Origin of the sequence: Nakamurella sp. PAMC28650, from assembly GCF_014303395.1 — a bacterium.
Taxonomy (GTDB): Bacteria; Actinomycetota; Actinomycetes; order Mycobacteriales; family Nakamurellaceae; genus Nakamurella.
The window spans coordinates 2,555,695-2,582,487 of record NZ_CP060298.1 but is presented as its reverse complement, the minus strand read 5'-3'; the positions used below and the strand labels follow the sequence as shown (position 1 = coordinate 2,582,487).

Genomic DNA, 26,793 nt, shown 5'->3' with positions numbered 1-26,793 from the left:
CACGGACCGTCATCGACGTCGGGACTTTCACGTCGCAGGGGGGCCAGGATGGACGAGGGACTGTACGAAAGCCTGCTGACCGCACGGTCGGCTGGTGAGCTGGCGTCAGTGCGGGACCTCGTGACCGAGATCCGCAATGTGGACCAGGCCGAGCAACCCGAGGTGCTGGCCCGACACCTGCGCGATGCGGTCGCTCGCCGACTGAGTGCCACCTCGTCAGAGCCGCTCCGTGTCGACCTGGTCAATCGTCTGCTGTCGATCCTTGAGATGCCCGATGACGTCCTGGGCGACGATGTCCGTCAACTGATGTCGCTGTCCCGGCCGGCCTCGCCGGGCGTGATCGCAAGCTCCACCTCGAGGCCGAGCACGCCCCTGTCGGGCGCCGCGTTGCTGACCAACGCCCACGGCGAGCCGTCACTTGGATCCGAGCTGAGAGCCGAGTTGACCACCGCCGACCGGGTCGACCTGCTGTGTGCGTTCGTCAAGTGGCACGGGATCCGAGTGATCGCCGCCGAGCTGCAGCAGCTGAAGGAACGAGGCATTCCGTTCCGGGTCATCACCACCACCTACATCGGCGCCACCGAACGCAAGGCTCTCGACCGCCTGGTGAACGAATACGGTGCCAAGGTCAAGATCTCCTACGACCGGCTGAACACCCGCCTGCACGCTAAGGCCTGGCTGTTCGTCCGGAAGTCCGGTTTCGACACGGCCTATGTCGGATCCTCGAATCTGTCCCAGCAGGCCCTACTCGAAGGGCTCGAATGGAACGTTCGGCTCTCCCGGATCGCGACGCCGACGTTGATGGAGAAGTTCCAGGCGACCTTCGAGACCTACTGGGCTGACGAGCATTTCGAGACCTACGACCCGGTGCGGGATCGCGATCGGCTCGATGACGCCCTGACCGAAGCATCCGGTCGATCTACCTCGGACCATGCCACCATCGTCTTGTCCGGTCTCGAAGTCCGTCCCTACCCCTACCAGTCGGAGATGCTGGAGGCGCTGGATGTCGAACGGATCGTGCACGGCCGGCATCGGAACTTGATCGTGGCGGCCACCGGCACGGGGAAGACCGTCGTCGCTGCCCTGGACTACCGCCACCTCAGCGAGGCCACTACGAGCACTCGTCCCTCGCTGCTATTCGTGGCGCATCGTCAGGAGATTCTCCAACAGGCCCGTCAGATGTACCGAGAAGTGCTGGGGGACGGCGCTTTCGGTGAGCTTTACGTCGACGGATACCGCCCCGAACGCTGGCGCCACGTGTTCGCCTCGGTCCAGTCGCTCAGCTCCTACGGCGCGGCCAACATCCCGGCCGACGCCTTCGACATCGTGGTCATCGACGAGTTCCATCACGCTCAGGCCATCACCTACCGACGACTGCTCGACCACCTCAAGCCGCAGCAACTGCTGGGCATGACGGCGACACCGGAACGAACCGACGGAATGGACGTGCGGTCGTTCTTCGGTGGCCGGGCGGCCTACGAGCTGAGGTTGTGGGACGCGCTGGACCAGGGCCTGCTCTGCCCATTCCAGTACTTCGGCATCGCGGACGGGACTGATCTCTCCAAGATCCAGTGGACCCGCGGGCGGTACGACCAGACCGCACTGGCCGGCGTCTACACCGGGAATGACGCCCGCGCGCGGATCATCCTGAAGGAAGTTATCGACAAGGTCGTCGACCTGGAAGAGATGCGCGGGCTTGGCTTCTGTGTCTCCGTCGCTCACGCCGACTACATGGCGGTAGCCTTCCGCACCGCAGGGATCTCGGCTCTGGCGGTCACCGGCGACACTCCGAGCGCCGAACGGCAGCGCGCGCTTGCGGACCTCCGCGAAGGCCGGCTGAAGATCCTGTTCACGGCGGACCTCTTCAACGAGGGCGTCGATCTCCCGCTCATCAACACCGTGCTCTTCCTGCGGCCCACCGAGAGCGCGACGATCTTCCTCCAGCAACTCGGACGCGGGTTGCGCAGGGCAGCCAACAAGACGGTCCTGACGGTGCTGGACTTCGTCGGCCAGCAGAACCAGAAGTTCCGATTCGACCTTCGTTACCGGGCGCTCACCGGCAGCACCCGCAAGGGCCTGGAACGGGACATCGTCCGTGGTTTTCCGTTCCTGCCGTCCGGTTCGCAGATTGTGTTGGATCGGGAGGTCCAGAGCGCGATCCTGACCAACCTGAAGGCCCAGATCGGCGGCCGCTGGACCTCGATCGTCACGGAACTTCGCGCTCAGGGCGATACCTCGCTCGGTCAGTTCCTTACGGAGTCGGGCCTCGAGCTCGCTGACGTCGCCAAGTCTGGTCGGAGTTGGACGCGGCTCCGCCGGGAGGCCGGTTTACCAACGAGGGACGGCGGCGGTGCCGAGGATTCGCTGCTGCGACTGGTTCGGGCCGTTGCCCACGTCGACGACGCCGAACGGGCTGCTGCCTACCGCTCTCTTCTGTCGGACAGTGCTCCTACCTACGGGCAGATGAGTTCCCGCAAGCAAGCTTTCGCCCGCATGCTGTTCTTCCTGCTGTTCCCGGACGCCGGTGGGTTTTCGTCATTCGAAGCTGGGTTCGCTGCCCTGGCCCGCGAGCCAGCAGCTCGGGAGGAGTTTGCCGAGCTGATCTCATTGAGCCTGGATCAGTCACGGCACCTGCCTTCACCGCTCGCCGGAAGGCTGTACGACTCACCGCTGCAGGTGCACGCCCGCTACCAGCGCGAGGAGATCCTGTCCGCGCTCGGGCATGCGACGCTGCAGCGCCTCCCTTCCTACTTCCGGGAGGGCGTGATGCGCAGCGACGAACTGGATCTCGACGCGTTCTTCGTGACCCTTCGCAAGACCGAGACCGACTACTCCCCGACCACGATGTATCAGGACTACGCCATCTCCCCGACGCTCTTCCACTGGGAGAGCCAGTCCACCACGACGGCCGCGTCCAAGACCGGCCAGCGTTACCTGAACCAGCGCTCGACCGGCTCCGAGATTCTGATCTTCAGCCGCGCCGCGAAGCTGGATGCGCTGGGCACCATGGCGTACACGTTCCTCGGCGCCGCCGACTACGTCAGCCACACCGGCGACCGCCCCATCGGCATCACCTGGCAACTCCGACGGCCCATGCCGGCGGACCTCTTCACACAGGCCAGGGTGGCGGGCTGAGCACTCAATCGCCCAATAGTCCGTTGGACATATTCGACGCTCGACTTGGCGTCCGCCCTCTCTCAGTGGCAGCCCGAGACCTCCCCAGTTTGCGCATCGACGGGCCTACGAACTCCAAGGCTGTTGCGATGGGGCTGGATGGGGGTAACAGACGGATCGGGGTGATGGGCGTGTGTTCCCAGAGGGACGTGCTGGTCAGGGTTGACGGTGGGCAGTGGAGCTCGCCGGACACCCTTGGCTACACCTCTGAGTCGGATCTGCAGAAGCTGCTGGCCGAGCAACCCGGATTGCTGCCCGGGGTGACCGAGGGCGCTCGAGCCGTGACCGAGTTCGGAACCCGTGTCGGACCGTCCGACATCGTCGTGGTGGGCGTCGACGGTGACATCACCGTCGTGGAGTGCAAGCTCGCCTCGAACGAGGAGGCCCGACGCAAAATCGTCGGCCAGGTCTTCGACTACGACGCCCGAATGTGGAAGATGCCCCTTACCGAGTTCGAGGCAAGGTGGTCACAGCGGGCTGGTGATGCCTTCGATTCATGGCTGGCCCCAGCAGGTCGGGAACAGCTGGAGTCCAATCTATCGGCCGGTCGATTCCGCCTGATCCTTGCGGTCGACACGATCAGCGAAGACCTGAGGCGCCTGGTCGAGTATCTGAACGCTCATACGCTGGATTCAGTGCAGGTGTTGGCCATCGAGCTTTCCATCGCTCATGCAGGCAACGTCGATGTCCTCATCCCAACGGTTTACGGGATCGAGCCGGTCGAGTCGGTGGACCGCGCTCGAGCGGGTCAAAGCTCGCGCTGGACCGTGAAGGACCTGATCGAATGGTGCGCCAACAACAGCAAGGACCTGGCAATCGCGGTCGAAACGTTCTTGAACAGGCTTCAGACCGCTGGTTGCCTTCTGCTCGGCACGTCGGCGCAGTCGCCGTCGCTCGCAGTAGCTGTAGACGGACCTGACGGAAGGATGTGGCCATATGCCATCTATACGAACCCGAAACCGTCTTTAAACATCAACTTTGCCTATCTGGAAAAGGGCGGCGGGGTCCTCCAGGACAAGTTCCTGAGCCGCGTGGCTCAGGCATTGCCCGAGCTGGACGCAGATCAGATCCGAGCGGACGATTACCGCCGCCGACCCGGGGTTGACCTCGCCGCACTCACCCGCAACGGCGTGATTGATATTCTGGTCCACGCTGTCGAAGGACTTGGCGGTCTGCCTAATTAGCGCGAATCCGAATCAATTGAACCACCCCGCCACCCCGGTATGTCCACAGGCATGACTTTGACAGAACTCACGCTCCTTCAACGACTCCTCCCCACCGCCCGCTCCGCCGGCTTCCGTCCTCATGCTTCGTAGTAGGTTGACGGCGCAAATCTGCAACACAGTTCAGTCCGCTGATTACAAATGGGATCGACCCCCAATTCTTCCTTGTACTCGTCGGCTAACGTGAAGATCACTGCTAGGGGCGGTCGAGCTTCGCCACAAAAGAAATCGACGCGGCCTCGAAATCTTAATTACCCGACGCAATTCGCGGTACCCGGACGCAACCGGCGGTTCTCAGCAGATTCCTCGCCAGTCACTCCCGGCCGGGCGCCGGCGTCGACCTGCGCCTCTGCACCCAGTTGTGCAACGTCTGCGTCGAGCCCATCCCCAGCTTCGTGGCGACCGACTCGATCGCAGCTGGCTCCGACGCGTGCTCACCGCGCAACTCCGCCACCAACCGTTCAGTGCGTTCCCGCAGTTCGGGCGGGTCGTTGTTCGACGGTCGTCCCATGACCCCAGACTCTCAAGAACTGGGGTCTCCGGACTTACCGGGGCGATTCACCTACGCTTGGCGTGCAGAACTATCCGATTTTTTAGTCACGATGAGGCCGAGCTGATCGGCAACCTCGACAGCGTCCCGAGCCACGGAGGCGACGTGATCTGCACCAGCCTTACCAATAAGAGATCGGGTGGGATGCATGACCCGTGGACGAAACTTGCAAACTTCGGCTAGTTTCTGTGACATGGCTGTCGACCAAAAACCTGGATATACCACGACGACCATTTCCTCGAAGAGGCTACAAAGATCCTCCAAATAGAGATATTCGACAGGGTCAGTTTCGGCATCTCGGGCCGTAACTGGTCAGGTGTGGGCGGGTAGCCAGGGGTTCCTGCTGGTCAGCTGGGTGAGGGCGGCCAGGGCTGGTACGCCGTGTTTTGCGGTCGTTTGTAGGTAGGAGCGGAGGTCCGCGAAGTGTCCGGCTCCTTTTTCGGTGCGCATGGTGCCCGATATTTTCTGTCGGATCTTGGTCATGCGGATCTCTTGTTCGGCGGGGTTGTTGGTGAACGGGATCGCCGGGTCGGAGGCGAATTTGAGGTAGTCGACTTCTCTGCGGTGGATGCGGCGGGCCAGTGCTCGGTGTTTGCGGCCGATGGCGCCGTCGGGGTGGGTGGCGGCGAGGAGGGCGTGCCGGATCTTGACGGTTTCGGCGGCGATGACCGCCTGGTCGACGGGGGTGTCGGGGTGGGCGGCGGCCGCTTTGTGCAGGGTGAGCAGCGCGTCGCGGACTTGCTGCGCCCAGCACCAGGCGCCGGGCAGGTCTGTGTTGCTGGCGTGGTGGTGGTCGGTGACGGCCTGTAGCTCGCGGAGCAGATGCGCATTGCACAGCGCATGCCGCGCGGCGGTGTAGGTGTCATACGGTGCCCACGCGTCGTGGACGGCGGTGCCGGTGAAGCCGGGCAGGATGTTCATCTTGGCCATCGCTTCGGTACCGCGTCTGCGGTGGAAGAACAGTCTGGTGAAGGCCGGGGTGGACGCGGAGTGCAGCCAGTGGTTGCGACCTTCGCAGCGCAGCCCGGTCTCATCAAAGTGCACCACCGGAGAGGATTTCAAGCGGGCGGTGACCTGGGCCAAAAATTGGCTCTTGTGACGTTCTCGTGGGTGGTTTGACCCCTGGTTGTGGGCGACACACCGGGCTGCGTATAGGTTCTGGCTTATCTAGGGTCAGTCACTATCCAGGAGCACGGTGTGCGCGGTGTAACGATATGGCGAAAGCTGCTCGGTGTCGAGCAACTGCAGGTGTGCGATGTGGCGTGGGAGGAGGCCGACGACCGGCAGGTGCTGGTCGTTTCGGTGCGTGCGACGAAGGGCGCCCGGAGTAGGTGCAGTCGATGCCGGCGTAGACGGCCGGGCTATGACCAGGGCGGTGGGATTCGTCGGTGGCGGTCGCTGGACTGGGGGTCAACGATGGTGTTCCTGCAGGCTGCGGCCCCGCGGGTGAGTTGCCAGAGGCACGGGGTGGTGGTCGCGGCTGTGCCGTGGGCCCGACCCGGCGCTCGGGCGACGGGAGCGTTTGAGGACCAGTGTGCGTGGTTGGCGGCGCACACCGCTTCGTCGGTGGTGGCGCAGTTGATGCGGACGTCGTGGCGGCATGTGAGCGCAATCATCGAGCACGTCGTCGCCGACGGTTTGGCCGGCCGGGACGTGCTCGCGGGGCTGCAGCGGATCGGCATCGATGAAATCTCCCACCGCAAAGGCCAGCGGTATCTGACGTGCGTGGTCGATCAAGACTCCGGCAGATTGGTGTGGGCCGCACCGGGCCGCAACAGCGACACCCTGGGTCGGTTCTTCGACCAACTCGGCCCAGAACGGGCGGCGGCGTTGACGCACGTCTCGGCCGACGGGGCGCAGTGGATCCACGACACCGTGACGGCCCGCGCGCCGCAGGCGGTGCTGGGATTGGATCCGTTTCATATCGTGGGGTGGGCCACCCGGGAGTTGGACAAGGTCCGTCGTCAGACGTGGAACACGCTGCGGGGTAACAGTAGCTCTGCGCAGGCGTCGTCGGTGAAGGGCAGCCGCTGGGCATTGCTGAAAAACCCGGCGGACCTGTCCCCGGAGCAACGCGGGTCGGTCGCCTCGATCGCCCAGACCAACCGGCATCTGTATCGGGCGTATCTGCTGAAGGAGCAACTGCGCGCGGTGTTCCAGGTCAAGGGCCAGGCCGGCCGTGAACTGCTGGCCGGCTGGATCGCCTGGGCCCGCCGCTCCCAACTCCCCGGCTTCATCGCCCTGGCCGCAACGTTGAAGCGGTTCCAGCAGCTGATTTGGAACACCCTGATCCACCACATGAGCAACGCCCAATCCGAGGCCACCAACACCCACCTACGGGCCTTGACCCGCAGGTCGTACGGCTTTCACAGCCCAGAAGCGTTGATAGCCATGGCAATGCTCACCCGCGGCGGGTTATGCCCGCCGCTTCCCGGACGCTAAACCGCCCACGAAAACGTCAGGAGACCCCAAAAATTCGCCCAGGTCACCGGCGGCGCGACTGGTCACCGCGGCGACGGTGCCATCAGAGACAGGAATGCCGAACAGTTCGCTGATGGCCTGGGCGGTCCGCTTCTTGGACAGGAACTGCCCCATGAACAGATAGATGACGACCGCGCACATCACCGGCCCGTACTGCACGGGTCCGCCCGCCTGGGCGGGTGTGTCGCCGGTCGAGGTCTTCCCGCAGTGGCAGCGGCGGCTGATGATCTGATGTTCGGTGACGTGCACTTTGATCGGCGGGATGTCGAAGACCTGCCGGCGTGAGCAGCCAACCTCGGTCGCATCGGCCAGATCCGATCCGCAGCCAGTGCAGCAGCTCGGTTCGTGGCGGATCACCACATCCGGGTCGGCGACCTGGGCTGAAGTCTGCCCGCGGTGCCCGTCCTGTCCGCCGGGCTTGCGTGTGGACGGCGTGCGCAGCGACCTGGTCTTCGCCTTGCCGGGTCCGTCCGCCGATGGTGGCTTCGAGGAGTTCTGCGAGTTGGTCCGCAACCGTGCTTCCAGGTCCGCGACCCGCACCTTTAATGCCGCATTCTCGGCGCGGAGGATGTTCAGTTCGGTGCGCATTTCGACGATCAGTTCCACCAGTTCGGCGTACGTCGGCTGCGTCATTCCATTATTATCGCATCAGACAACACCATTGTTCGGCGACACGCCGACACGGCTCACCCCACATAGATCGACATTCTCCGGTCTATTCGCCCAATGAATGACAGTCTATTTCACCGCGGTGAGACCTGACCAGTTACTGAACTTTTAAAAATGCGACTCATCGACCTGCTTGGCATGGAATCTGGAACGGAGACTGCAAGCTCTGAGATACCCGAATGACTGCTGACCGCCTGCGAATATAAGATCGTGCCAACGGAGCTGAGGCTCCCGCGAGCAACGAAGACATGACCTGGTCAGGTGGGGGCTGACATGGTCACGATCGTCCCGCATCAGGCTGATTCGTCAAGTCACGCACTATTTTGATGAGCTCCCGGACCTCGCCTGCTGCAGGCTGCAGTTCATACGAGTGGTGGTGACAGGCTCGGCTGAGGCCGTCCCAGGCAGTCTGAGCGCAGGCCCCGAACTCCGCGTCGTCGAGTGCCGTCACGATGATCAACCTGGACCTCATCGACGGGCGCAACAGTCCGGGCGCCACAGCAGCACACCGCTCGTCAACGATCTGTTCGAGTGCCTGCCTGGCGAGAACCGCGGCCGCCCGCGCACTGTTGCCGTCCGGCACCGGGACGGACCCGTCGAGCACCGACGCGGCCATCGGAAGCACGTCGACGACGGTCATGCCATCGCCCGCAGGTCTTTGACGGCCGTGCGCACCGCGCGGACCTCCTCGGCGTGATCGCCCCCCGAACCCACGTGCACGCCGCGATTGCACACATCAACCGCCTCCGATCGGCGACCGGATCCCAACCAGGCCCTGATGTCTGCCTTCTTGTCGCCCTTGATCGCCATGGCCAGGCGTTGCCGGAGGGTCGTCAGCTGGTCCCAGGTGCTCTCCACCTGTTGCCGCTCACCGCCGGCCGCGATGATCTTCCCCTCGTACACGGCGAAGGCGGCCGACTCCATCGCCATGCGGCAGAGCCCGGGCACGATCCGATCCTTGACGTCGTCGGGCACGCCGCTGTCCATCGCCAACGCGAACGCGTCGTCCAGATAGCGCGAGGAGGGATGGAGGGACTCCCGGATCGTCACCGCCGACCCGTTGTTGCGGGTGACCTCCCAGATCTGCGCACTCACCTTGGCCCGCCGGACAGCGGCGGGGAGCCGATCGTCATGAGACAACACGATCACCTGACGGTCGATCGCCAACTCCTGCAGGACCTTCACGAAGCCCTCGACCTTGGCCGGGTCCATCGCCTGGATCGGGTCGTCGAGGACGACGAACCGGAAAGGACTGTCCGGCGCGGTGGCCCGGGGCAGGAACAGGGACAGCGCGAGGGCGTGGAGCTCACCCTGGCTCATCACCCCGAGCGCCCCGGCGTCCACACCGTCGACCTCAGCCGTCAGCTCGACCCGTCGCCGGGTCGCGTTGCCTTCGAGCCGGATCGCGCCCAGATCAACGTTGCTCTCCTGGCGCAGCAGCGCCCAGATCTCCCGCGCCCGGTCGGCGAGCGGCGCCAGTCGCTGATTGCGCAGATCGCCCTCGCTCGCCTTCAACCAGTCCGAGGCCGACTTCACCTCGACCACCTGGGGAGCCGTCTCGGCGGCGGTCCTGACCAGCGACACCCACTGTCCCAACTTGAGCGCCAGCGGCGCCCACAGGTCCTCCCGAGCCACGACCAACGATCGAGCCCGATCCTGGAGCGCCCTCAGCGAGTGGTCGACTCCGGAGAACCGGGCCTGGAGATGATCGGCCAGTTCGAGGTCGCCGGTGGGCGGGTCGGCCCAGGTGGTCGCCGCCAGACGAGCCGCCTCCAGCGTGGTCAGCTCGTCGTCATCGATGGACGGCAACGATGGCAACGATGTGGTCAGCCGCCGAGCATCACGACGCGCCGCCGCGAGTCTCGTCTGGGCCGCCTTGAGAGCCGCCACTTCCGCCTGTTCGGTGCTGAGTGCCTCACGAGTCTCGTCCGCCCACGCTTGATCGAGGTGCCCCACTCCGCAGACGGGACAATCGATGTCGCCGCTGGTCTGGTGAAGTTCGAGGGCCTGGGTCAGCAGTCGTGAGCGGCTGGCAAGCACGTCTGCGGCCGAGCTGGCCTGGTCGGCGAGATCGTTGACCGCAGCGCGTAGTTCACGGGCCGCGTCGTTGACTTCTGCCTGTTCCGGCACGTCAAACGGCCGAGAGCCTTGAGAGCGCCGAGGGTATCGCCGACTTCGGAAATACTGCCGGTGGCCAGCTTCTCGACGGCCGCGAGGTCCGGTGCTCGCTTCGCCACCAGTGCCGGGGCCTGCGCTGCGCGGGGATCGATCGAGCCGCCCAGCAGAGCCTTGAGTTCGGTCAAGGCCGCCTTCGCCGTCGCGGCCGGAATCTGCAACCTCTTCAACAGCGCGGCCAGCCGGGCCTGGCCGTCGTTGATCGGCTGCAGCCCGAGCAGGCTGTGCAGCTTGTCGAACAGACCGCTGGGCGTGCCTTCCAGTACCCCACCGACCTCGTCGTAGGACAGCAGCGGCCGGTACAGCTCCAGAGGCACGTCCCAGCCTAGAATCTCGCGGTCAGGCTGACGCTTCGCGCCCGGGCGTTGCACCCAGTGGGCACCGTCGGTCAGGCCGGCATCGGACGACCAGTCGACGCCGATGGTCGTGACGCCCGGACCTTCCTCGGCGAGCTCGACCCGGATCTCGGCCGGGACGTCACCGTGCAGGTTCCGCCAGTTCGCCGTCCACACCGCGTTCGACTGCTTGCTCCACCAGTAACTGCCGCCGGTCAAAGCCATCTCGAGTGCCTCGGCGATGCCCGACTTGCCCGATCCGTTGCGGCCGGCGATGAAGGTGAGCTCCGGACCGGGATGCAACGGAACCGTCAGCGCGGTCCCGACACCGCGGAACCCCGCCACCCGGACAGACTTGAGACAGGCGCCGATGGGCGCAGGAGCGGCCGTCCTGACGGCCGCGGCCTCCGCCAAGGTCTGGCCGGTGCCACCGAGCGCGTCCTACAAGGCTTTGTCGCTCTCGAGCGCGCCGAGGATCAGCAACTGCGCTTGGTCGGTCAGCTTCCGGTCACCCACCGCCAGCTCGAAGACCGCCGAGATCAAGTCGCTCTGCGCCACCGATTGTCCTTTCCTCTTTGTCATCCCCGCTGATGAGGATGGATAGGACCCTATAGGAGGTCACCGCCACCTGACCGAATGAGAACCTTCCGCGTCAATTCAGACGGACCCGCTCCTCGACCATGGCGCCCTCCCGGCGAAATCCTCCAAGGGATAACCATGAGCCAACCTCCCATTCGAGCCGCCTGGTCCGCGCATCGGAACGTGTCAGTACTGCAGACCGCCAAACGTTATCGGATCTGATAAGATTCCGGTGTGACGCGACAGCCGCGAGCCGCCGGTGGATCGTCCGCAGACGTACCCCCGGCGGCGAGTTCACAGAGCCTGCAACCCGTCGAACCGGAGCAGCGCGAACTGCCAGAGGGCCTACTGGCCGTCCTGCAAAGCGCCGCGCGCTTGCAGCAGGTCGTTCCGGACGCCGTCCTGGTCGGCGACACCGCCAGCGCTGCCTACGCCGGCCACCGATTGTCGTTCGACCACGACCATGTCCTTGATCTGAAGGGCCGGTACGAAGCCATCCTGGATGCGGTCGAGGCCACCGACGGTTGGGCGACCAGTGTCCGGGCCTCCAAGCCACCGATGACGATCATGGGCAAACTGGGCGGCATCGAGGCAGGGCTGCGCCAGCTGCGAAGGACGGTCCCGTTGCAGACCCAGATGCTGAAGTTGCCCAGCGGACATCAGGTCCAGGTGCCGACGGTGGATGAGGCGTTGCGGGTCAAGGCGTATCTGATGGTTCAACGCAACCAGGTCCGTGACTATCTCGATGTGGCCGCTCTGGCCGATCTGATCGGCCTGCCGGAGGCCGCCGGTGTGCTGGGCCGGATGGACGATTTTTACGCTGACCGTTCCAATGACGGGGAATCCGTTGCCACAGAAGTGACCATCCGCCTGGCACGTCCCGACCCGAAAGACACCCGGACCATCACGGAACTGCCTCGATACAAAGCTCTCGAACCGCGATGGCAGGACTGGGCCGAGGTGCGCCGGGTCTGCATGGATCTGGCCCAACTCATACTGGACGGAGGTGATCGTGATGTCTGAACTGTCGTTCCGCAACATCGACGCCGACCCGACCGACCAGGTCGAAACCTGGCCCTACGAGGGGCTGGTCGCCGCGATCGAGCGCGGTTCCTTGTCGGACTGGCGGCGCATCGTGGCCGCGATCAGGCGGGCACCGTGGGGCTCGGTGGTCCACAGTGTGCAGGAGTACGCGGCCTACGGTGAGGAACGCAGCGTCGTGGAACTCCTGTCGGAGGCTATCCGCCGAGCGCAGGCCGGGGCCGAGGATGCCGAGCGGCAAGAGGTCGCCGCCCGCGTTGCCGAAGCTATTCGGACCGCGCGGATGCCGGCCAGCCGATTTGCGGCAGAAGTCGGCACCTCGGCGTCACGGCTGTCCACCTACCGAACCGGCGCAGTGGCACCCAGCGCGGCAATGCTGCTGCGAATCGAACGTGAGGCAGCGCGGCTCCGGGCTGGGCTTCCGGGTTCAGTGCGGCCCGCTCCCAACCTGGAGTGACCCAGAATCTGCCCGCGGCAACGCAACAGCGGGCTACTCGAGAACGCCGACCGGTAGAGTCCTGCACGACAGATTTAGCATTGAGAGGGGGAACGGTGGCTGATGGCACCGACGTAGCAGTCCTCCCCTTCACCTACGAGGATTTCGCCGACTGGTATTCGACGATCTGGAAGAACCTGCTGGAGCCAGCACGTGCCACTTTGGTGCGGCTTCTGGGCGAGCTCATCGACGAGAGCGTCTCCGAATTGGACAAGCACCGGGTGCGCATGAAGGACAGCCGGGTGAAAGAGACGCTCCGGCTGTGGTCGAAAATCCAGAAGGAGAAGTATCGGTCGTCAATCCGCGCTCTTGAGGATATTCCGAAGGTCATCGACGATATCGTCGGTGTGCGAATCGTCTGCAACAATCTGTCGGACGTGCGGTTCGTGCAGGAATTGCTATCCGATTGGCCGACCTCTGAAGCCATGGGTCAGTCGGGCATGGCTGTTGAACTCGCCTCCGAGCGGCAGTACATCGAGGATCCGAAGGAATCCGGATACCGTGGCTACCACATCAATCTCGTCACGAACGTGCCTGGTTTGAAGGACACCCACCGCGTCCGCGCTGAGCTGCAGGTTCGTACGCTACTCCAGGATGGCTGGGGCGAGCTGACCCATGAGGACACCTACAAGCCCGGTGTTGAACTGCCCGAGCTGGTGACGGCTCTCTCCCGTAAAATGGCGGACCTTCTGGCCAATGCTGACGATCTCGCCCAAGATCTGCGCCTCGAATTGGACACCCTGGCTCAGAGTGCGGTAGAAGACACAGCTAGCCCGGAGCCGGTCAGTGACACACCCGACGAGGGAATCAATAACAATGCGGAGGAGGGACCGGAGCCGTCGCGAACTCTTGTCCTTCAAGAAACAGCCCGAATCGTGTCAAAACTTCGCAATCCCGCCACTCTGGCTACCATCGCTGCCACTCTCCAGGCCACTTTCGGCACAAAGGTGCGTCAGGGCTGGGTCGGGTACGGCAGCTTCAAGAAGATGCTGTTGGCCGCGGCCCCCGGGGTGACCATCCACGACCCTGCTCCCGGGTACGTGATGCCCGCCGGAGCGAAGCCGGGACCTCATTGGCCGAGGCAGCTGCGGGAGATCCCGCCGTCCGCTGTGCCGGCTCAACCCAAGTCCTGACCGACGGGGCGGAACAGCACGGCCAGCGGACACTGTCGGTGCCGTACTGAACAATCAGGTCGTGGCGAGTTCCGCAGCGCGAGCTGCACCCGACAGCGAGGCGTGGCGCGACGCGCTGCGCAGCTACCTGCCGCCCGCCGAAGGACTAGAACGGCCAGAACAGGACGCCAATACCCCCACTCCCCTGGCCCTGCAGTTCGAACTCCGAGAACTGATCCCACGAACCCCTTCCCGCTGGAACGGCCCGGTGTCCAAGGCCGCGAAAGCAATCGCCGGTGACCTGGGCGATCAGTACCGCCTTGGCGTCCGACCGGTAGCCAGAACGTCACGAGGCTGGGCACGCTCAGGCATCACCTGGACCAACATCCCGCACCTGCTCAACCGGCTCAATCTGGACCCTGACCAGCACCGATGGTTCTGCGAGTTCGGAGCGCTGCACTTGGCGCTGCGGCCGACGACCCCCGGCCGGGACCCCGACTGGATCTACCTCGACGACTTCGCCAACCCCGTGCTCTGGACCCTGCTCGACCAGACCCCGACCCTTGGCATCCAACTCGTCGGCTCCGGCACCAACGCCGCGGTGACCAGGGCCAAGACCGCAAATCTCACCCTCGACGCCACCCGGGACGACGCCGGCATCGAAATCCGCCCCCGGCTCGTCATCGACAAGACCCGAGTGGACGACACCCACGCCCGGGCCATCAGCAACCACGGCTTCTACCTCGTCGACCCGGCCACGCCGCGCCAGATCCTCGTCGCCCCCACCGCCGAGACCCTGACCACCGACCAACTCGCTATCCTCGGCGAGAGCACGAGAACACGGATTCCCGAGTACGACGCCGACGAGTTCATCGTCAACTATCTACCCGACCTGCAGGAACGCATCGACATCAGCAGCTCCGACCTGACAGTCAAGGTCCCCCCGCCCAAGCCGCCCGTCCTGATCGTCACCGTCACCCACAGCCCCAAGCACACCATCACCCTCGCCTGGCGCTGGAGCACCAGCCGCCGCTCGGCGCCGATACCGCAACTGAGCCAGATCCTTCCGAAAGGGCTGCTCCCCGACGAGTGGCTCGGCACCGAACTCCTCCCCCGGACCGTTCCGCTACCCGTCACGCTCAAAGGCATCGACGCGGCCCTCTTCGCGGCCAGAACCCTCCGGACCCTGCACAAGCTGCCCGGCGTCAAGGTCGAAACAGTCGGCACCGCACCGGACTACCGCGAGCTCACCGGCGAACCTCAGCTCAAGATCACCACCGTGCCGTCGGAGAAGCACGACTGGTTCGACCTCGGCGTCGTCGTCACCGTCGACGGCAGGACCATCCCGTTCCTGCCGCTGTTCAAGGCGCTGGCCAAGGGCAGACGCCGGCTGCTGCTGGTCGACGGGTCGTTCCTCGCGCTCAACCACCCTGCCCTCAAGGCCCTGTCCGACCTGATCGAGGAGTCGCGGGACCTGACCGAATGGGAACCCGTCCCCTCCATCAGCCGGCACCAGGTCAGCCTGTGGTCCGACTTCGAGGATCTCGCCGACGAAGCCGTCCCCGCGGTGCAGTGGCGGGCGCTGTTGGCCGAGACCCGCAACGACTTTCCCATCCCGGTGGACCCGCCGAAAGGGCTCGAGGCCACCCTACGCCCGTACCAGCAGGACGGGTTCGCCTGGCTCGCCTACCTGTGGCGTCATCGGCTCGGCGGCATCCTCGCCGACGACATGGGCCTGGGCAAGACCGTGCAGTGCCTCACGCTGATCCAGCACGTCATCGAATCCGAGAAACCCGACCCACAAAAGCCTTTCCTGATCGTCGCCCCTACCTCCGTCATGACGAACTGGGTCACCGAGGCCGAGAAGTTCACGCCGGGTCTGACGGTGCGGCAGATGTCCAGCACCGAGGCCACCGGCAAGGTCCCGATCGCCGACGTGGCCCGCGGCGCCGACATCGTGGTGACCAGTTATGCGTTGCTGCGCATGGACTTCGACGCCTACCAGGCGGTGTCGACCTCCACCGGGTGGGCCGGGCTGATGCTGGACGAGGCGCAGTTCGTCAAGAACCCGGGTTCGAAGGTGCACGCGGCTGCGCTGGACCTGCAGGTGCCGTTCAAGCTCGCCGTCACCGGCACCCCGCTGGAGAACTCGCTGACCGACCTGCAGGCCCTGTTCGCGATCGTCGCCCCCGGATTGTTCGCGTCCGCGCCAAGGTTTCTGAACGACTACGTCCGGCCGATCGAGCAGTCACGGCCGGGCATCGCCCGCGGGATCGGCGCCGGCAACACCGAGCAGGTCAACGCCGCGACACGTGCCGAAAGGCTGGCGAAACTCAGGCGACGGATCCGTCCTTTCCTGTTGCGCCGCACCAAGGAACTGGTCGCCGCGGACCTACCGGCCAAGCAGGAGCAGACACTGCGCATCGACCTCGCGCCCGAGCACCGGGACCTCTACGACCTGTTCCTGCAACGGGAACGGCAGAAGCTGTTCCGGCTGCTGGGCGACGACTTCAACCTCAACAAGTTCATCGTGTTCCGCTCCTTGACGCTGCTGCGGCTGCTGGCGCTGGACGCGTCACTGATCGGCGACGAGTACAGCGAGATGCCATCGAGCAAACTCGACGCGCTGTTCGAGCAGCTCGACGACGTGGTCGCCGAAGGGCACCGGGCGCTGATCTTCAGCCAGTTCACCTCCTACCTCGCGAAGGTGAGACGCCGCCTGGATGCCGCCGGGATCGGCTACGTCTATCTCGATGGCAGCACCCGCCACCGCGCCGAGGTGATCGCGGAGTTCAAGACCGGCACCGCCCCGGTGTTCCTGATCAGCCTCAAGGCCGGCGGTTTCGGGCTCAACCTCACCGAGGCCGACTACGTCTTCCTGCTCGACCCCTGGTGGAACCCTGCGAGCGAGGAGCAGGCCATCGACCGCACCCACCGCATCGGGCAGGACAAGAACGTGATGGTCTACCGGCTGGTCGCCGCCGACACCATCGAGGAGAAGGTCCTGGCCCTGCAGGAGCGCAAGGCCCACCTGTTCAACTCCGTCATCGACGACGAAGCCCTCTTCAGCGCCGCCCTCACCGCCGACGACATCCGGGAGCTGCTGGCCTGAGCGGGTGTCTAGTGCAGATGGCGCAGCCTCGGGCCCGAGGCTGCGGGTCCAGCGGCAGGCTGCGATCGCCACCGACAGCGTCAATGCCATCGTCGATGAGGTTCCCAGAGCCGCACTGTCGGTGGTCGGAGCTACATCTGCAAGCAGCTGCTGCGACTGAACCAGAGGAGGATGGTTGATGGCGACCGGGATCGATGAACGCCACGCGATTGGCGTCGAGACCTCCAGGAGACTCCTGTTGACCTGGCAGAATCCGCTCCACCGACGGTTGGTCCGTATTGGCGAACTGGACGCTCTGGTGGACGGTCACTTCAGCATCCGATATCTCCCCGCTGCATACGACCCCGATTTCAGCCCGTTGGTGCAGTTCCCCGACCTTGAGAAGGTCTATGGCTCGAACATTCTGCCTGCGTTCTTCCAAAACCGGTTGATGTCCTCATCCAGACCTTGCTACGTGGATTTTCGGCGCTGGATCATGCTGGAGGTCGATGGCAGTGACACGCCTGTCGAAGTACTACTTCGTACTGGCGGTCCCCGTGCGACTGACACCTTGCACATCGTCGACGGCCTCAGCTCGTCGGACGATGGCCATGTGGTCAGCAGATTTCTGGCATCGGGAATCGGACACGTCGAGGGCGCAGACGCGCGTTTACGGGCACTCGAAGTAGGTCGTGAGCTGAAGCTGCGCGACGAACCGTCCAACCCGGTCAACTGCCGTGCCGTTCTCATCGATGTGCACGGGGGCGACCCCGTCGGATACATCCCGGATTGGCTCGTCGATGACGTCCACCGCCTTCGATCGGAAGCGGTCGATTTCACCTTGGTGGCAGAAAGGGTCAATCCAGAAGCGCCGTTTCACCTACGCTCCTCTGCCGCATCGAGGCGGTCATGCCCGCGATCCGGTGACGCCTGCGGAGCGCTGATCACCGCGACCCTTGAATCAAGGGAGCGCAAGCACACCCAAACCGGTGTGCCGACGCCCGCGTCCAACGCTACGGTGCTCACTATGTCGGACCTGCCCACCGTGTCGCTGCGAGCGCGCACAGCCGAAGACCTCGATGTCCTGTTCAGCATCGCCGCCGATCTGGACACCTGGGAGGAGCGAAGCCCGCAGGCACCGGCGCCGCTGACCAGAGAGCAGTTCGACGCGCGGCTGGCGCGCCCGGAGCGTGATGCGTCCCAGAAGGACATGACCTTCGTCGTCGACGTCGGCGGCGCTGCCGTGGGCAGCGTGTCACTGTTCAACATCGACTCGTTCGCCCGCCATGCCGAGGCCGGGATCGCCTTGGTGCCCGACGCCCGGGGACGGGGCATCGGGACGGCCGCGATCTCCCAGCTGGTCGAATTCAGTTTTGTCCGCTGCAACCTCCGCCGGATCCATCTGCAGGCGATCGCATCGAACGTGCGCGCGATTCGGGCCTACGAGAAGGCGGGGTTCGTCATCGAGGGCCGGCTGCGCGAGCACGCGTGGGTCCGAGGCGCGTACGAGGACATCGTGCTCATGGGAATCCTGCGCTCGGAGCACATTGGAAGCGGCAACAGGGCCTGAGCAGATCTCCTACCGGTTTCGGCGGGGCCAATAGGCCGCGAGCGACGTAGCGCGCACGAGCAACGAAGTCGACGACGGGCCAGCACTCCCGTTGTCCCATCGGTTTTGATCAGATCGAGCGCCGTCAACAACGCGCTCTCGCGGTGGAGGGAGAGAACGACATCTCGCTCCGTCATGGGCCGATCGTCCACCGACCAACGATCGAGCCCCGGAAAGATGCGTGCTCCCCACTCGTCCTTCGTCTGGGGGCCGAAGGCGATCAATGACGACACCGCATCGCCGGCCAGAAGTCCCGCGAACTGGTCCTCGCCGAACCACGACCGCAGCCGACGGACGACCTCGAGGTCGTCGCCCGCGATCCTGGTCGGCCTGATGACGCCCTTCGACAGTCGGAGCAGACCAACTTTCCTTGGTAATCCGGCGGCGAAGCTGAGGTCCTCAGCGATCGAAGGGGAAAGGTTCCCGCCAGCGTCGCGCGCTCACACACCATCGCCCGACCGCGGCCGCGAAAGCCACCACCGTGACCATCGAAGCCGAGACACCCGCGGTGTAGTACCCGTTCAGCACCACGGCGACAGCGAGCAGGCCGACGACGGCTCCGATACCGGCGAACACCGCCACGTGAATCCATTGCGGCCTGACGCCGCGCAGCCGGAAATGCGCCAGCACGATCAATGGAAAGCCGAGTATCAGCGCAGCCAGAGCCGCCACCATTCCGACGATCCCGGTGACAGCCAGGAAGCCGGAGACGGAGAAGATGTTCTCGGTGGCCATGAACACGATTGCGGCGATCAGAACACTGCCCAGCACGACGGTGACGGCGGCGCCCGTCAGGTACCCGCCCACCGACGGCGTGGGTTCCAAGGTCTGCTCCGTGCGCGCGACGAAACCGATCGGGACGGACGGTGCTGGTTCCATCTCCCAGACCCTATCCGCTGATGAGCAGCCGTGCCCGCGAACGCAATCGGAGCTATTCTGAGGCCATGACGGTGCACGACATAGCGGCGCAGATGTACGCCGAATGCGTCCGGTCCGAGCAGTCCGCACGGAGCATCTCCGCCGAGGACGAGGCCGGCGCAATCCGTCGGGAGATTCGATCGCTGGCCCGGGCCGACGGCCTGCGCATCCGTACCGCCCGCGTGGAAAACACGGTCGTCGCCGTCCGCCTCGACGCGAAGGTCTGGGAACAGAGCACGGCCATCATGAGGGAGAAGCTCGCTCCCCGCTGAATTCAGCCAGGGCAACACGGCGAGCGGGCCGTCGCGCATCGGCGATCATGAGGAGATGAATCAGCGCACCCTCGTCGACCCGGTCACCATCGATGTGGGCCACCTGCCTCGACATCGTTTGCTGGAGTCGCTCCGACAAGGACGAATTCACCTCAACGAGACGGCATCGACGTTGCTCGACGATGCCATCTTCGATTGTCCGAAACCTGATTCGGTCACGGTCATCGAGCGTTCTGTCGGCGATCTGGGCCTCGTGGGCGGCGCCCTTCTTCCACAGATCTTCGAGGCGGCGCAGGAACGGGGTTTGCAACTCTGCCCACCGACCACCGGCCCCTACCTCCGACTGGCGCTGCGGTCTCAGGCCACAGCGCCCGACTCGGTGATGTCGAACGGCCGCGCGCCTTCGGGATCGCTCACCATCGCTGCAGCTCCTCTCCAAGTCGTTGAGGACTATCCGAAAGGTTTCTACCTGCGGGTCATCGCGGGCCGGCTCTGGCTCCGGGGCTATCGCTGCAGCAGCAGGGAGCACATCTGGGATCCTGACGACAGATTGGTGTTCAGATCTCCTGCTTCCTGACAGGTGCAGCCGTACTGCTGGTGCAATGGCGCCCGTCAGCCGGTGACGGTGACATGACTGGTCCCGGACCCGGCGGTGAAGTGGGCGCTGCCGCCGGAGACCTGCACCAGTTGCGGATCGCCGGCCCCGCCGGTGGCGTAGTGCGCCCTGGCGGTGGTGGGCAGCACGATGTCGAGCGAGACGTTGTCCGGTGCAGTGACATCGAGGGTGAAGGTGTGCCCGACGTGCCGCCAGTTGACGGTGAACGGTCCGCGTTCGGTCCATTCAGTCCCGGCCGCCTTGGTCAATCCCGTCGCCGGCGGGGCGATCTGCACCGTGGACGTGCCGGCCCCGGTCACGGTGATCCCGAGTAGCGACTCCAGGATTCCGTTGATGCCGGCGGCGCCCCAGCCGTGCGAGAGGCTGGTGCTGTCAGCCTGATTGACCTGCGCTCCGGTGCAGCCGGCCACCGTGCATCCAGGATTCCAGTTCTCCCACATGAAGGTTCCGCCTTCGGCCAGGATCTGCGCCGGCCCGATGTGCGACGGGTCGGTCAGCAGCGACACCAGTGCCGAGGTCTGGCCGGTGGCCCCCAGCGCCAGTTCCAGCTGACGCAGGTCCATCGGACCCTGCTGCATCCCGTCGGCGGCGATCGTCCGGCCCAGGGTGGGGTACTCGGTGGGGTCGGCAATTCCGTAGTCCACCGCGTAGGTCTGGGCGTGTTCCGAGTAGTTCTCGAGACGGGCCAGCGTGTCGGTGGCGAGTCCGTCCGAATACAACCCCGTCGTGGCGTTGCGAAGCTGCCCGGTGATGGCGTTGCTCAGCGAGTCGGCGCTCTGGCGGTAGTGCAGCGAATCGGTGTGCTGCGAGAGTGCGGCAGCGGCATCGGAGACGGACCGGTTGGCACCCACCGCGAGGGCGTTGACGACCAGCTCGGCGCCGTTGCCATTGACGACGGTGTTGAACCGCATGTCCGAGGGCCAGTCGATGATTCCGTACTGGTACGGACCGGAACCGCCGGGCAGCTGGTACACCAGACCCTTGGCGTTGATGGCGCTGTCGATGTAGTCGGCGACCTTCTTCATGGCCGGGTAGGCCGTCGCGAGCAAGGTGGCGTCGCCGGACTGCTGGTAGTAGCGCATCACCCATTCCGGGAACATCTCGGTGTAGTCAGGGATGTCGCGCTTGGCGTCGCCGTTGGGGTAGACGGCATTCATGGCACCGTTGGCCCAGTAGCGGTTCTGCGAATTGATGAAATCGACGATCGCCTGCCGCGTCAGCGACCGCTCGTCCAGGGACGACATGGTGGCGAAGGATTCGTCGACGGCGTCGCCGAGGAACTGCCCTTTCTCCCGGGTGGGGGCATCGAGAAAGGTGTCCTGCGCGGACTGCAGCGCCGACCGTTGCATCAGGGTGAACACCGAATTCAGGGTGGTGTTGCTGCTGTTGAACGTGGCGGCGTGCGGAGCGTCGGTGTTCTGGACGACGGCGCTGATGTCCTTTGCCGTCAGCTTCTGGCCCGGATCGCTGATCTCCAGGTAGCGCCAGCCCCAGTACTTGCTGGGCTGGGCGGTCTGCGCGCCGGCGGCTTCGGTGTAGTAGAAACGCATGTTGCTGCCCTGGGTGTCCAGTTTTGAGGTGCCGGCGCGGGAGTTCTCGACCCAGACGCCGGCGGCGTGAGCCGCGCGCAGTGGGGACGCGACCGTGACCGTGGTGCCCGAGAGCGCCTTCACCACCGAGGTTTCCGGGTGCCCGGCGCCGTATCCGTCGGCCGGCGCATCAACGGTGATCCGGTCGCCGATGTGCAGGTCGGCCACCGACGCCAGCAGGATGGATCGAGTTCCGCGGGAGGTGGCGCTCGACAGGGTCGTGTTGGCCTCGCGGTAGCTGGTGGTCATGGTGATCGCCCGCCCGGCGACGCCGTGGCTCAGCGCCACCGACGGGACGCTCGAGTAGACCTTGCCGAAGTCCGCGAAGACGGTGCCGTCGGGTTCGCGCAGGACGCTGACCGGATGGATCACCTGGGTGCTGAGGTGGGCTTCCTGTGCGACCAGGTGCGTGAAGGTGCACGGTGACGAGGCGCCCTTGTACGCCGCGCAACTGGCCGCGGCCGGACGGGGCTGTGGGCCGATGACCTGCGGGTTCGCCCAAGAACTGGCGTCGTAGCCCGGCGCGTCCCACCCGGTGAGGGCTTTCGAGGCGTCGATGTACTCGACCCGGTCACCGGAGTCGCTGTTGCGGTAGGTCAACGTGCTGATCTGCTCGGCGGCGTTCTGCGCGACCTTCCAGGATCCGTCGGACACCAAGGTCTGGGTGGTCCCGTCCGCGTGCTGCACGACGATCTTGACCAGCAGTCCCGATGGACCCTCGCCGGCGATCGGGCCGTTCGCGCGTCCCTGGCACGTGCAGGTCCAGTAGTGGTAGGCCACTCCGATGGCCAGGGACTTGCCCGCCTTGGCCAGCGCGGTGAGATCGGAGACGTCGTAGGAACCCTCGCCCGGATAGCCCGCCGAAGAGGTCTTGTCGACCGCGGTGCCGTTCACGTCCAGTTGCCAGTCGCCCATCGCGGCGACGTAGGCCCGGGCCCTGACCACGGGACTCCCGGAAGTGACCGCGAGAGTGCTGCGGGCCAGGGTGTAGTCGTTCGCGGAGTCGTTTCCGGCGGCGGGGGTGCGGCGGATCCACTGCGCGCCCGACCAGTCCTGATCGGTCAGACCGGTGTCGAACCGCGCGGTGGCCCACGGTGAGCCCAGGCCGCTGCGGTCCCAGGTGCGTACCGACCACTGGTACGTGGCGCCCGGGGCGAGGGCCGGTCCGGCGTACCCGAGCCAGCTCTGTGCCGAAGACGCGACCTGGCCCGAATCCCACACCACGTGCCTGCTCCCGTCGACGACGCGCAGCTGGTACGCCGACTGAACCTCGTGGCCATCCGGGTCCGTCGGCTGCCAGCCGAACTGCGGGACACCCTGCACGGCCAGCGGATCGGTGCGGTCGTTGACGGTGAGGGCCTTGGGTGCGCCGGGGGCCCGATCATGTGTCCTGCTCGATGCGGCCGCCGGCAGACCACCCGACGCCTGCCCTGCGGGCAGCACCACGCCGGCCAGCAGCACCATCACTGCCGCCGCGACCGCCATACCCGTGGGCCGGGAACGAAACCGCCGGGAATAGTTCGACCGGGAGTGGATGCGGCGGGACGGAGAAGTTTTCTGCAGCGTCATGAAGGCTCTTTTCGTTCCAAGAATGGCGATCCGCTGAACGGCACGTCGAACCCCCGGGTGTGCTTGTGACCGCTAATTTCCGGGTCTCCTGACGTTTTCGTGGGCCAGTTAGCGGCCTGGTAGCGGCGGGCATAACCCGCCTCTGGTAAGCATCGCCATGGCTATCAACGCTTCTGGGCTGTGAAAGCCGTAGGACCGGCGGGTCAAGGCCCGTAGGTGAGTGTTGGTGGCCTCGGACTGAGCGTTGCTCATCTGGTGGATCAGGGTGTTCCAGATCAGCTGCTGGAACCGCTTCAACGTCTTTGCCAAGGCGATGAACCCGGGCAGTTGGGAGCGGCGGGCCCAGGCGATCCACCCGGCCAGCAGTTCACGGCCGCCCTGGCCCTTGACCTGGAACACCGCGCGCAGTTGCTCCTTCAGCAGATACGCCCGATACAGATGCCGGTTGGTCTGGGCGATCGAGGCGACCGACCCGCGTTGCTCCGGGGACAGGTCCGCCGGGTTTTTCAGCAATGCCCAGCGGCTGCCCTTCACCGACGACGCCTGCGCAGAGCTACTCCTACCCCGCAGCGTGTTCCACGTCTGACGACGGACCTTGTCCAACTCCCGGGTGGCCCACCCCACGATATGAAACGGATCCAATCCCAGCACCGCCTGCGGCGCGCGGGCCGTCACGGTGTCGTGGATCCACTGCGCCCCGTCGGCCGAGACGTGCGTCAACGCCGCCGCCCGTTCTGGGCCGAGTTGGTCGAAGAACCGACCCAGGGTGTCGCTGTTGCGGCCCGGTGCGGCCCACACCAATCTGCCGGAGTCTTGATCGACCACGCACGTCAGATACCGCTGGCCTTTGCGGTGGGAGATTTCATCGATGCCGATCCGCTGCAGCCCCGCGAGCACGTCCCGGCCGGCCAAACCGTCGGCGACGACGTGCTCGATGATTGCGCTCACGTGCCGCCACGACGTCCGCATCAACTGCGCCACCACCGACGAAGCGGTGTGCGCCGCCAACCACGCGCACTGGTCTTCAAACGCTCGGGTTGCCCGCGCGCCGGGTCGGGCCCACGGCACCGCGGCGACCACCACCCCGTGCCTCTGGCAACTCACCCGCGGGGCCGCAGCCTGCAGGAACACCATCGTTGACCCCCAGTCCAGCGACCGCCACCGACGAATCCCACCGCCCTGGTCATAGCCCGGCATCTACGTCGGCATCGACTGCACCTGCTCCGGGCGCCCTTCGTCGCACGCACCGAGACGACCAGCACCTGCTGGCCGGCGGCCCCCTCCCACTCCATGTCCAGCACCTGCAGTTGCTCGACACCGAGCAGCTTTCGCCATATCGTTACACCGCGCACACCGTGCTCCTGGATAGTGACTGTTTCTAGATAATCCAGAAGCTATACCGGGCACGGTGTGTCGCCCACAACCAGGGGTCAAGACGCCCACGAGAACGTCACAAGAGCCTAATTTCCTCCATATGTCGACCAGATGTCAACCGTTCTGCGAAGTGAAAGCATTTGACCTTCACTTGAAAGAATGTGACACCTGTTGTTGGCGGATGAAATGGGACAAGTCGGATCAACCCGACTCGATTCCACCAGGGCCACTTAAAATTCAGCAATGGCCCGGGCGATTCGGTCCCTTGGGAGGGGTAATACCCCGTCGAAGGGACCGAACCCGCACTTCTCTGAGATCCTGGCGGGTGCCGAGGTAGCCGGGTGAATGGGTGGACGAACCTGGCCGCACCGCAAGGCGCCTCCGTCACCGGCGTCCGGGCGGACCTGGCCGAAGACTGCGGCACCGAAAAGCCGGCCGACGCGACGAAGGTGTCCGGCCTGCTGGCGATCAGGGAGCCGGCCGTCACCGACCGCGATGCGGATCGACGCGCGCGGACCTGGCGTCATCTGTCCAGTTGTGCCCGTAGGTCGGCATTCTCGAGTTCCAGTTGCAGGACGAGGATGATGCCCGCCAGGTTGAGGCCACCGGCCAGCAGGTCCCTGATTCGTCGGAGGCGCGTCAGGTCGTCGTTGCTGTAGCGACGGGTCCCGCCGGTGGTACGGGCAGGCTCGAGGAGGCCGCGCCGTTCGTAGGAACGGATGTTCTGCACGCCGATGGCGGTGAGCTCGGCGGCGACGGAGATGCCGTAGATACCTCTCGCATCGTCAGCTGAGGGCAGGTCGGCCAACTCATGTTCCTCTCATGATGTTCACACTTGCGGCGACAGCGCGGCCGCTGCTATAAAAAACCTATCACCGGGACTACACATCAGGACCGGTGATGACGGATAGGGCATCGACCAATTTGACTGTCTGTGGAGGTGGAACCAATGCTGATGCGCACTGATCCGTTCCGGGAGTTCGACCGGCTGAGCCAGCAGGTCTTCGGAACACCCGGCACACTGGCCCGCCCGTCGGCCATGCCGATGGATGCGTGGCGGGAGGGCCACGAGTTCGTCGTCGAGTTCGATCTGCCCGGGGTCGACCCGGATTCGATCGATCTGGACGTGGAGCGCAACGTGCTGACCGTGAGGGCGGAACGCACACCGGCGCAGGGTGACCGCGAATTCGTCGCTGCGGAGCGCCCGCGGGGGGTGTTCAGCCGGCAGCTGATCCTGGGTGACACGCTGGACACCGATCGGGTGCGCGCCGCCTACGACGGCGGGGTCCTCACGTTGCGTATCCCGGTGGCCGAGAAGGCCAAGCCGCGCAAGATCCGGATCGACCAGCCGGCGCAGCAGGACCGGCCACTCGTCGACGCCTGATCCCGGCTTCGTGACAGGCCGACCCGGACAGGTGAGTCAGATGACCAGAGACGAGATCGCTGAGACAGGGGTATTTCTCGGGCTGTGGCTCGACGACGAACTGGTGCGGGCGGAGTTCGAGGCGATGATCGCCGCCGAATGGCCGGCGCCCGAGCAGTCGCGGACGACCTCCACTGGCTGCCGCCGACAGCCGGGTTCGAACCTGCCGCGGCGACGGACCCCCCTCCGTCGGAGGATCTCGGTGGGGACCACGGCGGGCCCGGGCCGGGACTCCGGCCGGGAGCGCTCACCGCCTTGCGTCGCCGGGCGGTGACCGCTCCGACATCCTGACCGACTCGAGCGAAGGAGGCAGTCGATCGCGCGATTCTTGAACACCAGATGATCATTCACTCACCAGGAGCCGGTTCCGGTGCCCAGGAGGGTTTACCCTCCGAGCCCCGGGACCGGCTCTTCGCTTGCCGGTACATCGCCGTGCTGTCCCGTGCGCGCTCGCCCGCACCGACGCTCGACCACTGACGCTCGACCACTGACGCTCG

At 65.3% G+C, this 26,793-nt stretch carries 21 protein-coding genes and 1 pseudogene; 12 read left to right on the top strand and 10 right to left on the bottom strand.

The features are described from left to right. Window positions 1–48 precede the first annotated feature (48 nt). Both H7F38_RS11745 and H7F38_RS11740 read left to right on the top strand, forming a co-directional pair. A complete protein-coding gene (locus H7F38_RS11745) occupies window positions 49–3,135 on the top strand; it encodes a DUF3427 domain-containing protein (RefSeq protein WP_187094214.1) in 3,087 nt (1,028 codons plus the stop codon). 188 nt (window positions 3,136–3,323) lie between these two features. Continuing rightward, on the top strand, window positions 3,324–4,358 hold the full coding sequence (locus H7F38_RS11740; protein WP_187094213.1) for a hypothetical protein: 1,035 nt from the start codon (window positions 3,324–3,326) through the stop codon (window positions 4,356–4,358). A gap of 352 nt (window positions 4,359–4,710) precedes the next feature. Here the strand turns inward: H7F38_RS11740 and H7F38_RS11735 are convergent, their stop codons facing one another. Both H7F38_RS11735 and H7F38_RS11730 read right to left on the bottom strand, forming a co-directional pair. After that, the gene (locus H7F38_RS11735) at window positions 4,711–4,908 is read right to left on the bottom strand and encodes a hypothetical protein (RefSeq protein ID WP_187094212.1); all 198 of its coding nucleotides are present in this window, start codon (window positions 4,906–4,908) and stop codon (window positions 4,711–4,713) included. Window positions 4,909–5,259: 351 nt separating this feature from the next. Then, window positions 5,260–5,994 (bottom strand): transposase, encoded by a 735-nt coding sequence (locus H7F38_RS11730; RefSeq protein WP_370531266.1) that lies wholly within the window; start codon window positions 5,992–5,994, stop codon window positions 5,260–5,262. A 150-nt stretch (window positions 5,995–6,144) separates the two neighbouring features. On the opposite strand from H7F38_RS11730, the gene H7F38_RS11725 reads away from it, so the two are divergent. Next, on the top strand, window positions 6,145–7,389 hold the full coding sequence (locus H7F38_RS11725; RefSeq protein WP_187094210.1) for an ISL3 family transposase: 1,245 nt from the start codon (window positions 6,145–6,147) through the stop codon (window positions 7,387–7,389). Here H7F38_RS11725 and H7F38_RS11720 read toward each other — a convergent pair. From H7F38_RS11720 to H7F38_RS11705, 4 genes are all read right to left on the bottom strand, one after another. Further along, window positions 7,363–8,061 (bottom strand): DUF6444 domain-containing protein, encoded by a 699-nt coding sequence (locus tag H7F38_RS11720; protein ID WP_187094209.1) that lies wholly within the window; start codon window positions 8,059–8,061, stop codon window positions 7,363–7,365. The genes H7F38_RS11725 and H7F38_RS11720 overlap by 27 nt on opposite strands. A 313-nt stretch (window positions 8,062–8,374) precedes the next feature. Beyond that, window positions 8,375–8,737, bottom strand: a complete 363-nt coding sequence (locus H7F38_RS11715; RefSeq protein ID WP_222618605.1) for a hypothetical protein — start codon at window positions 8,735–8,737, stop codon at window positions 8,375–8,377. Beyond that, window positions 8,734–10,227, bottom strand: a complete 1,494-nt coding sequence (locus H7F38_RS11710) for a hypothetical protein (protein ID WP_187094208.1) — start codon at window positions 10,225–10,227, stop codon at window positions 8,734–8,736. The genes H7F38_RS11715 and H7F38_RS11710 overlap by 4 nt, the downstream gene beginning before the upstream one ends. After that, window positions 10,110–10,952 carry an AAA family ATPase gene (locus tag H7F38_RS11705; protein ID WP_187094207.1) on the bottom strand — a complete coding sequence of 281 codons (843 nt, stop codon included), beginning with the start codon at window positions 10,950–10,952 and terminating at the stop codon, window positions 10,110–10,112. Before H7F38_RS11705 ends, H7F38_RS11710 begins: the two co-directional genes overlap by 118 nt. Before the next feature lie 468 nt (window positions 10,953–11,420). Between H7F38_RS11705 and H7F38_RS11700 the strand changes: the two genes are divergently transcribed. The 5 genes from H7F38_RS11700 to H7F38_RS11680 all read left to right on the top strand — a co-directional run bounded on the left by H7F38_RS11700 (window position 11,421) and on the right by H7F38_RS11680 (window position 18,496). Then, complete coding sequence (locus H7F38_RS11700) at window positions 11,421–12,209, top strand: hypothetical protein (RefSeq protein WP_222618604.1); 789 nt, start codon at window positions 11,421–11,423, stop codon at window positions 12,207–12,209. Then, complete coding sequence (locus H7F38_RS11695; RefSeq protein ID WP_187094206.1) at window positions 12,202–12,684, top strand: XRE family transcriptional regulator; 483 nt, start codon at window positions 12,202–12,204, stop codon at window positions 12,682–12,684. The genes H7F38_RS11700 and H7F38_RS11695 overlap by 8 nt, the downstream gene beginning before the upstream one ends. Window positions 12,685–12,779: 95 nt before the next feature. Next, window positions 12,780–13,856, top strand: a complete 1,077-nt coding sequence (locus tag H7F38_RS11690) for a GTP pyrophosphokinase family protein (protein ID WP_187094205.1) — start codon at window positions 12,780–12,782, stop codon at window positions 13,854–13,856. Between the two features lie 61 nt (window positions 13,857–13,917). Continuing rightward, a complete protein-coding gene (locus tag H7F38_RS11685; protein WP_187094204.1) occupies window positions 13,918–16,947 on the top strand; it encodes a DEAD/DEAH box helicase in 3,030 nt (1,009 codons plus the stop codon). A gap of 178 nt (window positions 16,948–17,125) precedes the next feature. After that, complete coding sequence (locus H7F38_RS11680; protein WP_187094203.1) at window positions 17,126–18,496, top strand: GNAT family N-acetyltransferase; 1,371 nt, start codon at window positions 17,126–17,128, stop codon at window positions 18,494–18,496. A 438-nt stretch (window positions 18,497–18,934) separates the two neighbouring features. On the opposite strand, the gene H7F38_RS11675 is transcribed toward H7F38_RS11680, so the two are convergent. Further along, a complete protein-coding gene (locus H7F38_RS11675) occupies window positions 18,935–19,414 on the bottom strand; it encodes a hypothetical protein (protein ID WP_187094202.1) in 480 nt (159 codons plus the stop codon). 65 nt (window positions 19,415–19,479) lie between these two features. Between H7F38_RS11675 and H7F38_RS11670 the strand changes: the two genes are divergently transcribed. Continuing rightward, window positions 19,480–19,725 carry a hypothetical protein gene (locus H7F38_RS11670; protein WP_187094201.1) on the top strand — a complete coding sequence of 82 codons (246 nt, stop codon included), beginning with the start codon at window positions 19,480–19,482 and terminating at the stop codon, window positions 19,723–19,725. 172 nt (window positions 19,726–19,897) lie between these two features. Further along, complete coding sequence (locus tag H7F38_RS11665) at window positions 19,898–20,302, top strand: hypothetical protein (RefSeq protein ID WP_187094200.1); 405 nt, start codon at window positions 19,898–19,900, stop codon at window positions 20,300–20,302. 35 nt (window positions 20,303–20,337) lie between these two features. On the opposite strand, the gene H7F38_RS11660 is transcribed toward H7F38_RS11665, so the two are convergent. The 3 genes and pseudogenes from H7F38_RS11660 to H7F38_RS11650 form a co-directional block, all read right to left on the bottom strand. Beyond that, window positions 20,338–23,499, bottom strand: a complete 3,162-nt coding sequence (locus H7F38_RS11660; protein ID WP_187094199.1) for an alpha-L-rhamnosidase N-terminal domain-containing protein — start codon at window positions 23,497–23,499, stop codon at window positions 20,338–20,340. A gap of 108 nt (window positions 23,500–23,607) precedes the next feature. Further along, window positions 23,608–24,851: pseudogene (locus tag H7F38_RS11655) on the bottom strand (ISL3 family transposase). A 545-nt stretch (window positions 24,852–25,396) separates the two neighbouring features. Beyond that, complete coding sequence (locus H7F38_RS11650; RefSeq protein WP_370531365.1) at window positions 25,397–25,672, bottom strand: MerR family transcriptional regulator; 276 nt, start codon at window positions 25,670–25,672, stop codon at window positions 25,397–25,399. Between the two features lie 150 nt (window positions 25,673–25,822). Between H7F38_RS11650 and H7F38_RS11645 the strand changes: the two genes are divergently transcribed. Both H7F38_RS11645 and H7F38_RS11640 read left to right on the top strand, forming a co-directional pair. Continuing rightward, a complete protein-coding gene (locus H7F38_RS11645; RefSeq protein ID WP_187094198.1) occupies window positions 25,823–26,257 on the top strand; it encodes an Hsp20/alpha crystallin family protein in 435 nt (144 codons plus the stop codon). A gap of 40 nt (window positions 26,258–26,297) precedes the next feature. Continuing rightward, the gene (locus H7F38_RS11640) at window positions 26,298–26,570 is read left to right on the top strand and encodes a hypothetical protein (RefSeq protein WP_187094197.1); all 273 of its coding nucleotides are present in this window, start codon (window positions 26,298–26,300) and stop codon (window positions 26,568–26,570) included. Window positions 26,571–26,793 lie beyond the last annotated feature (223 nt).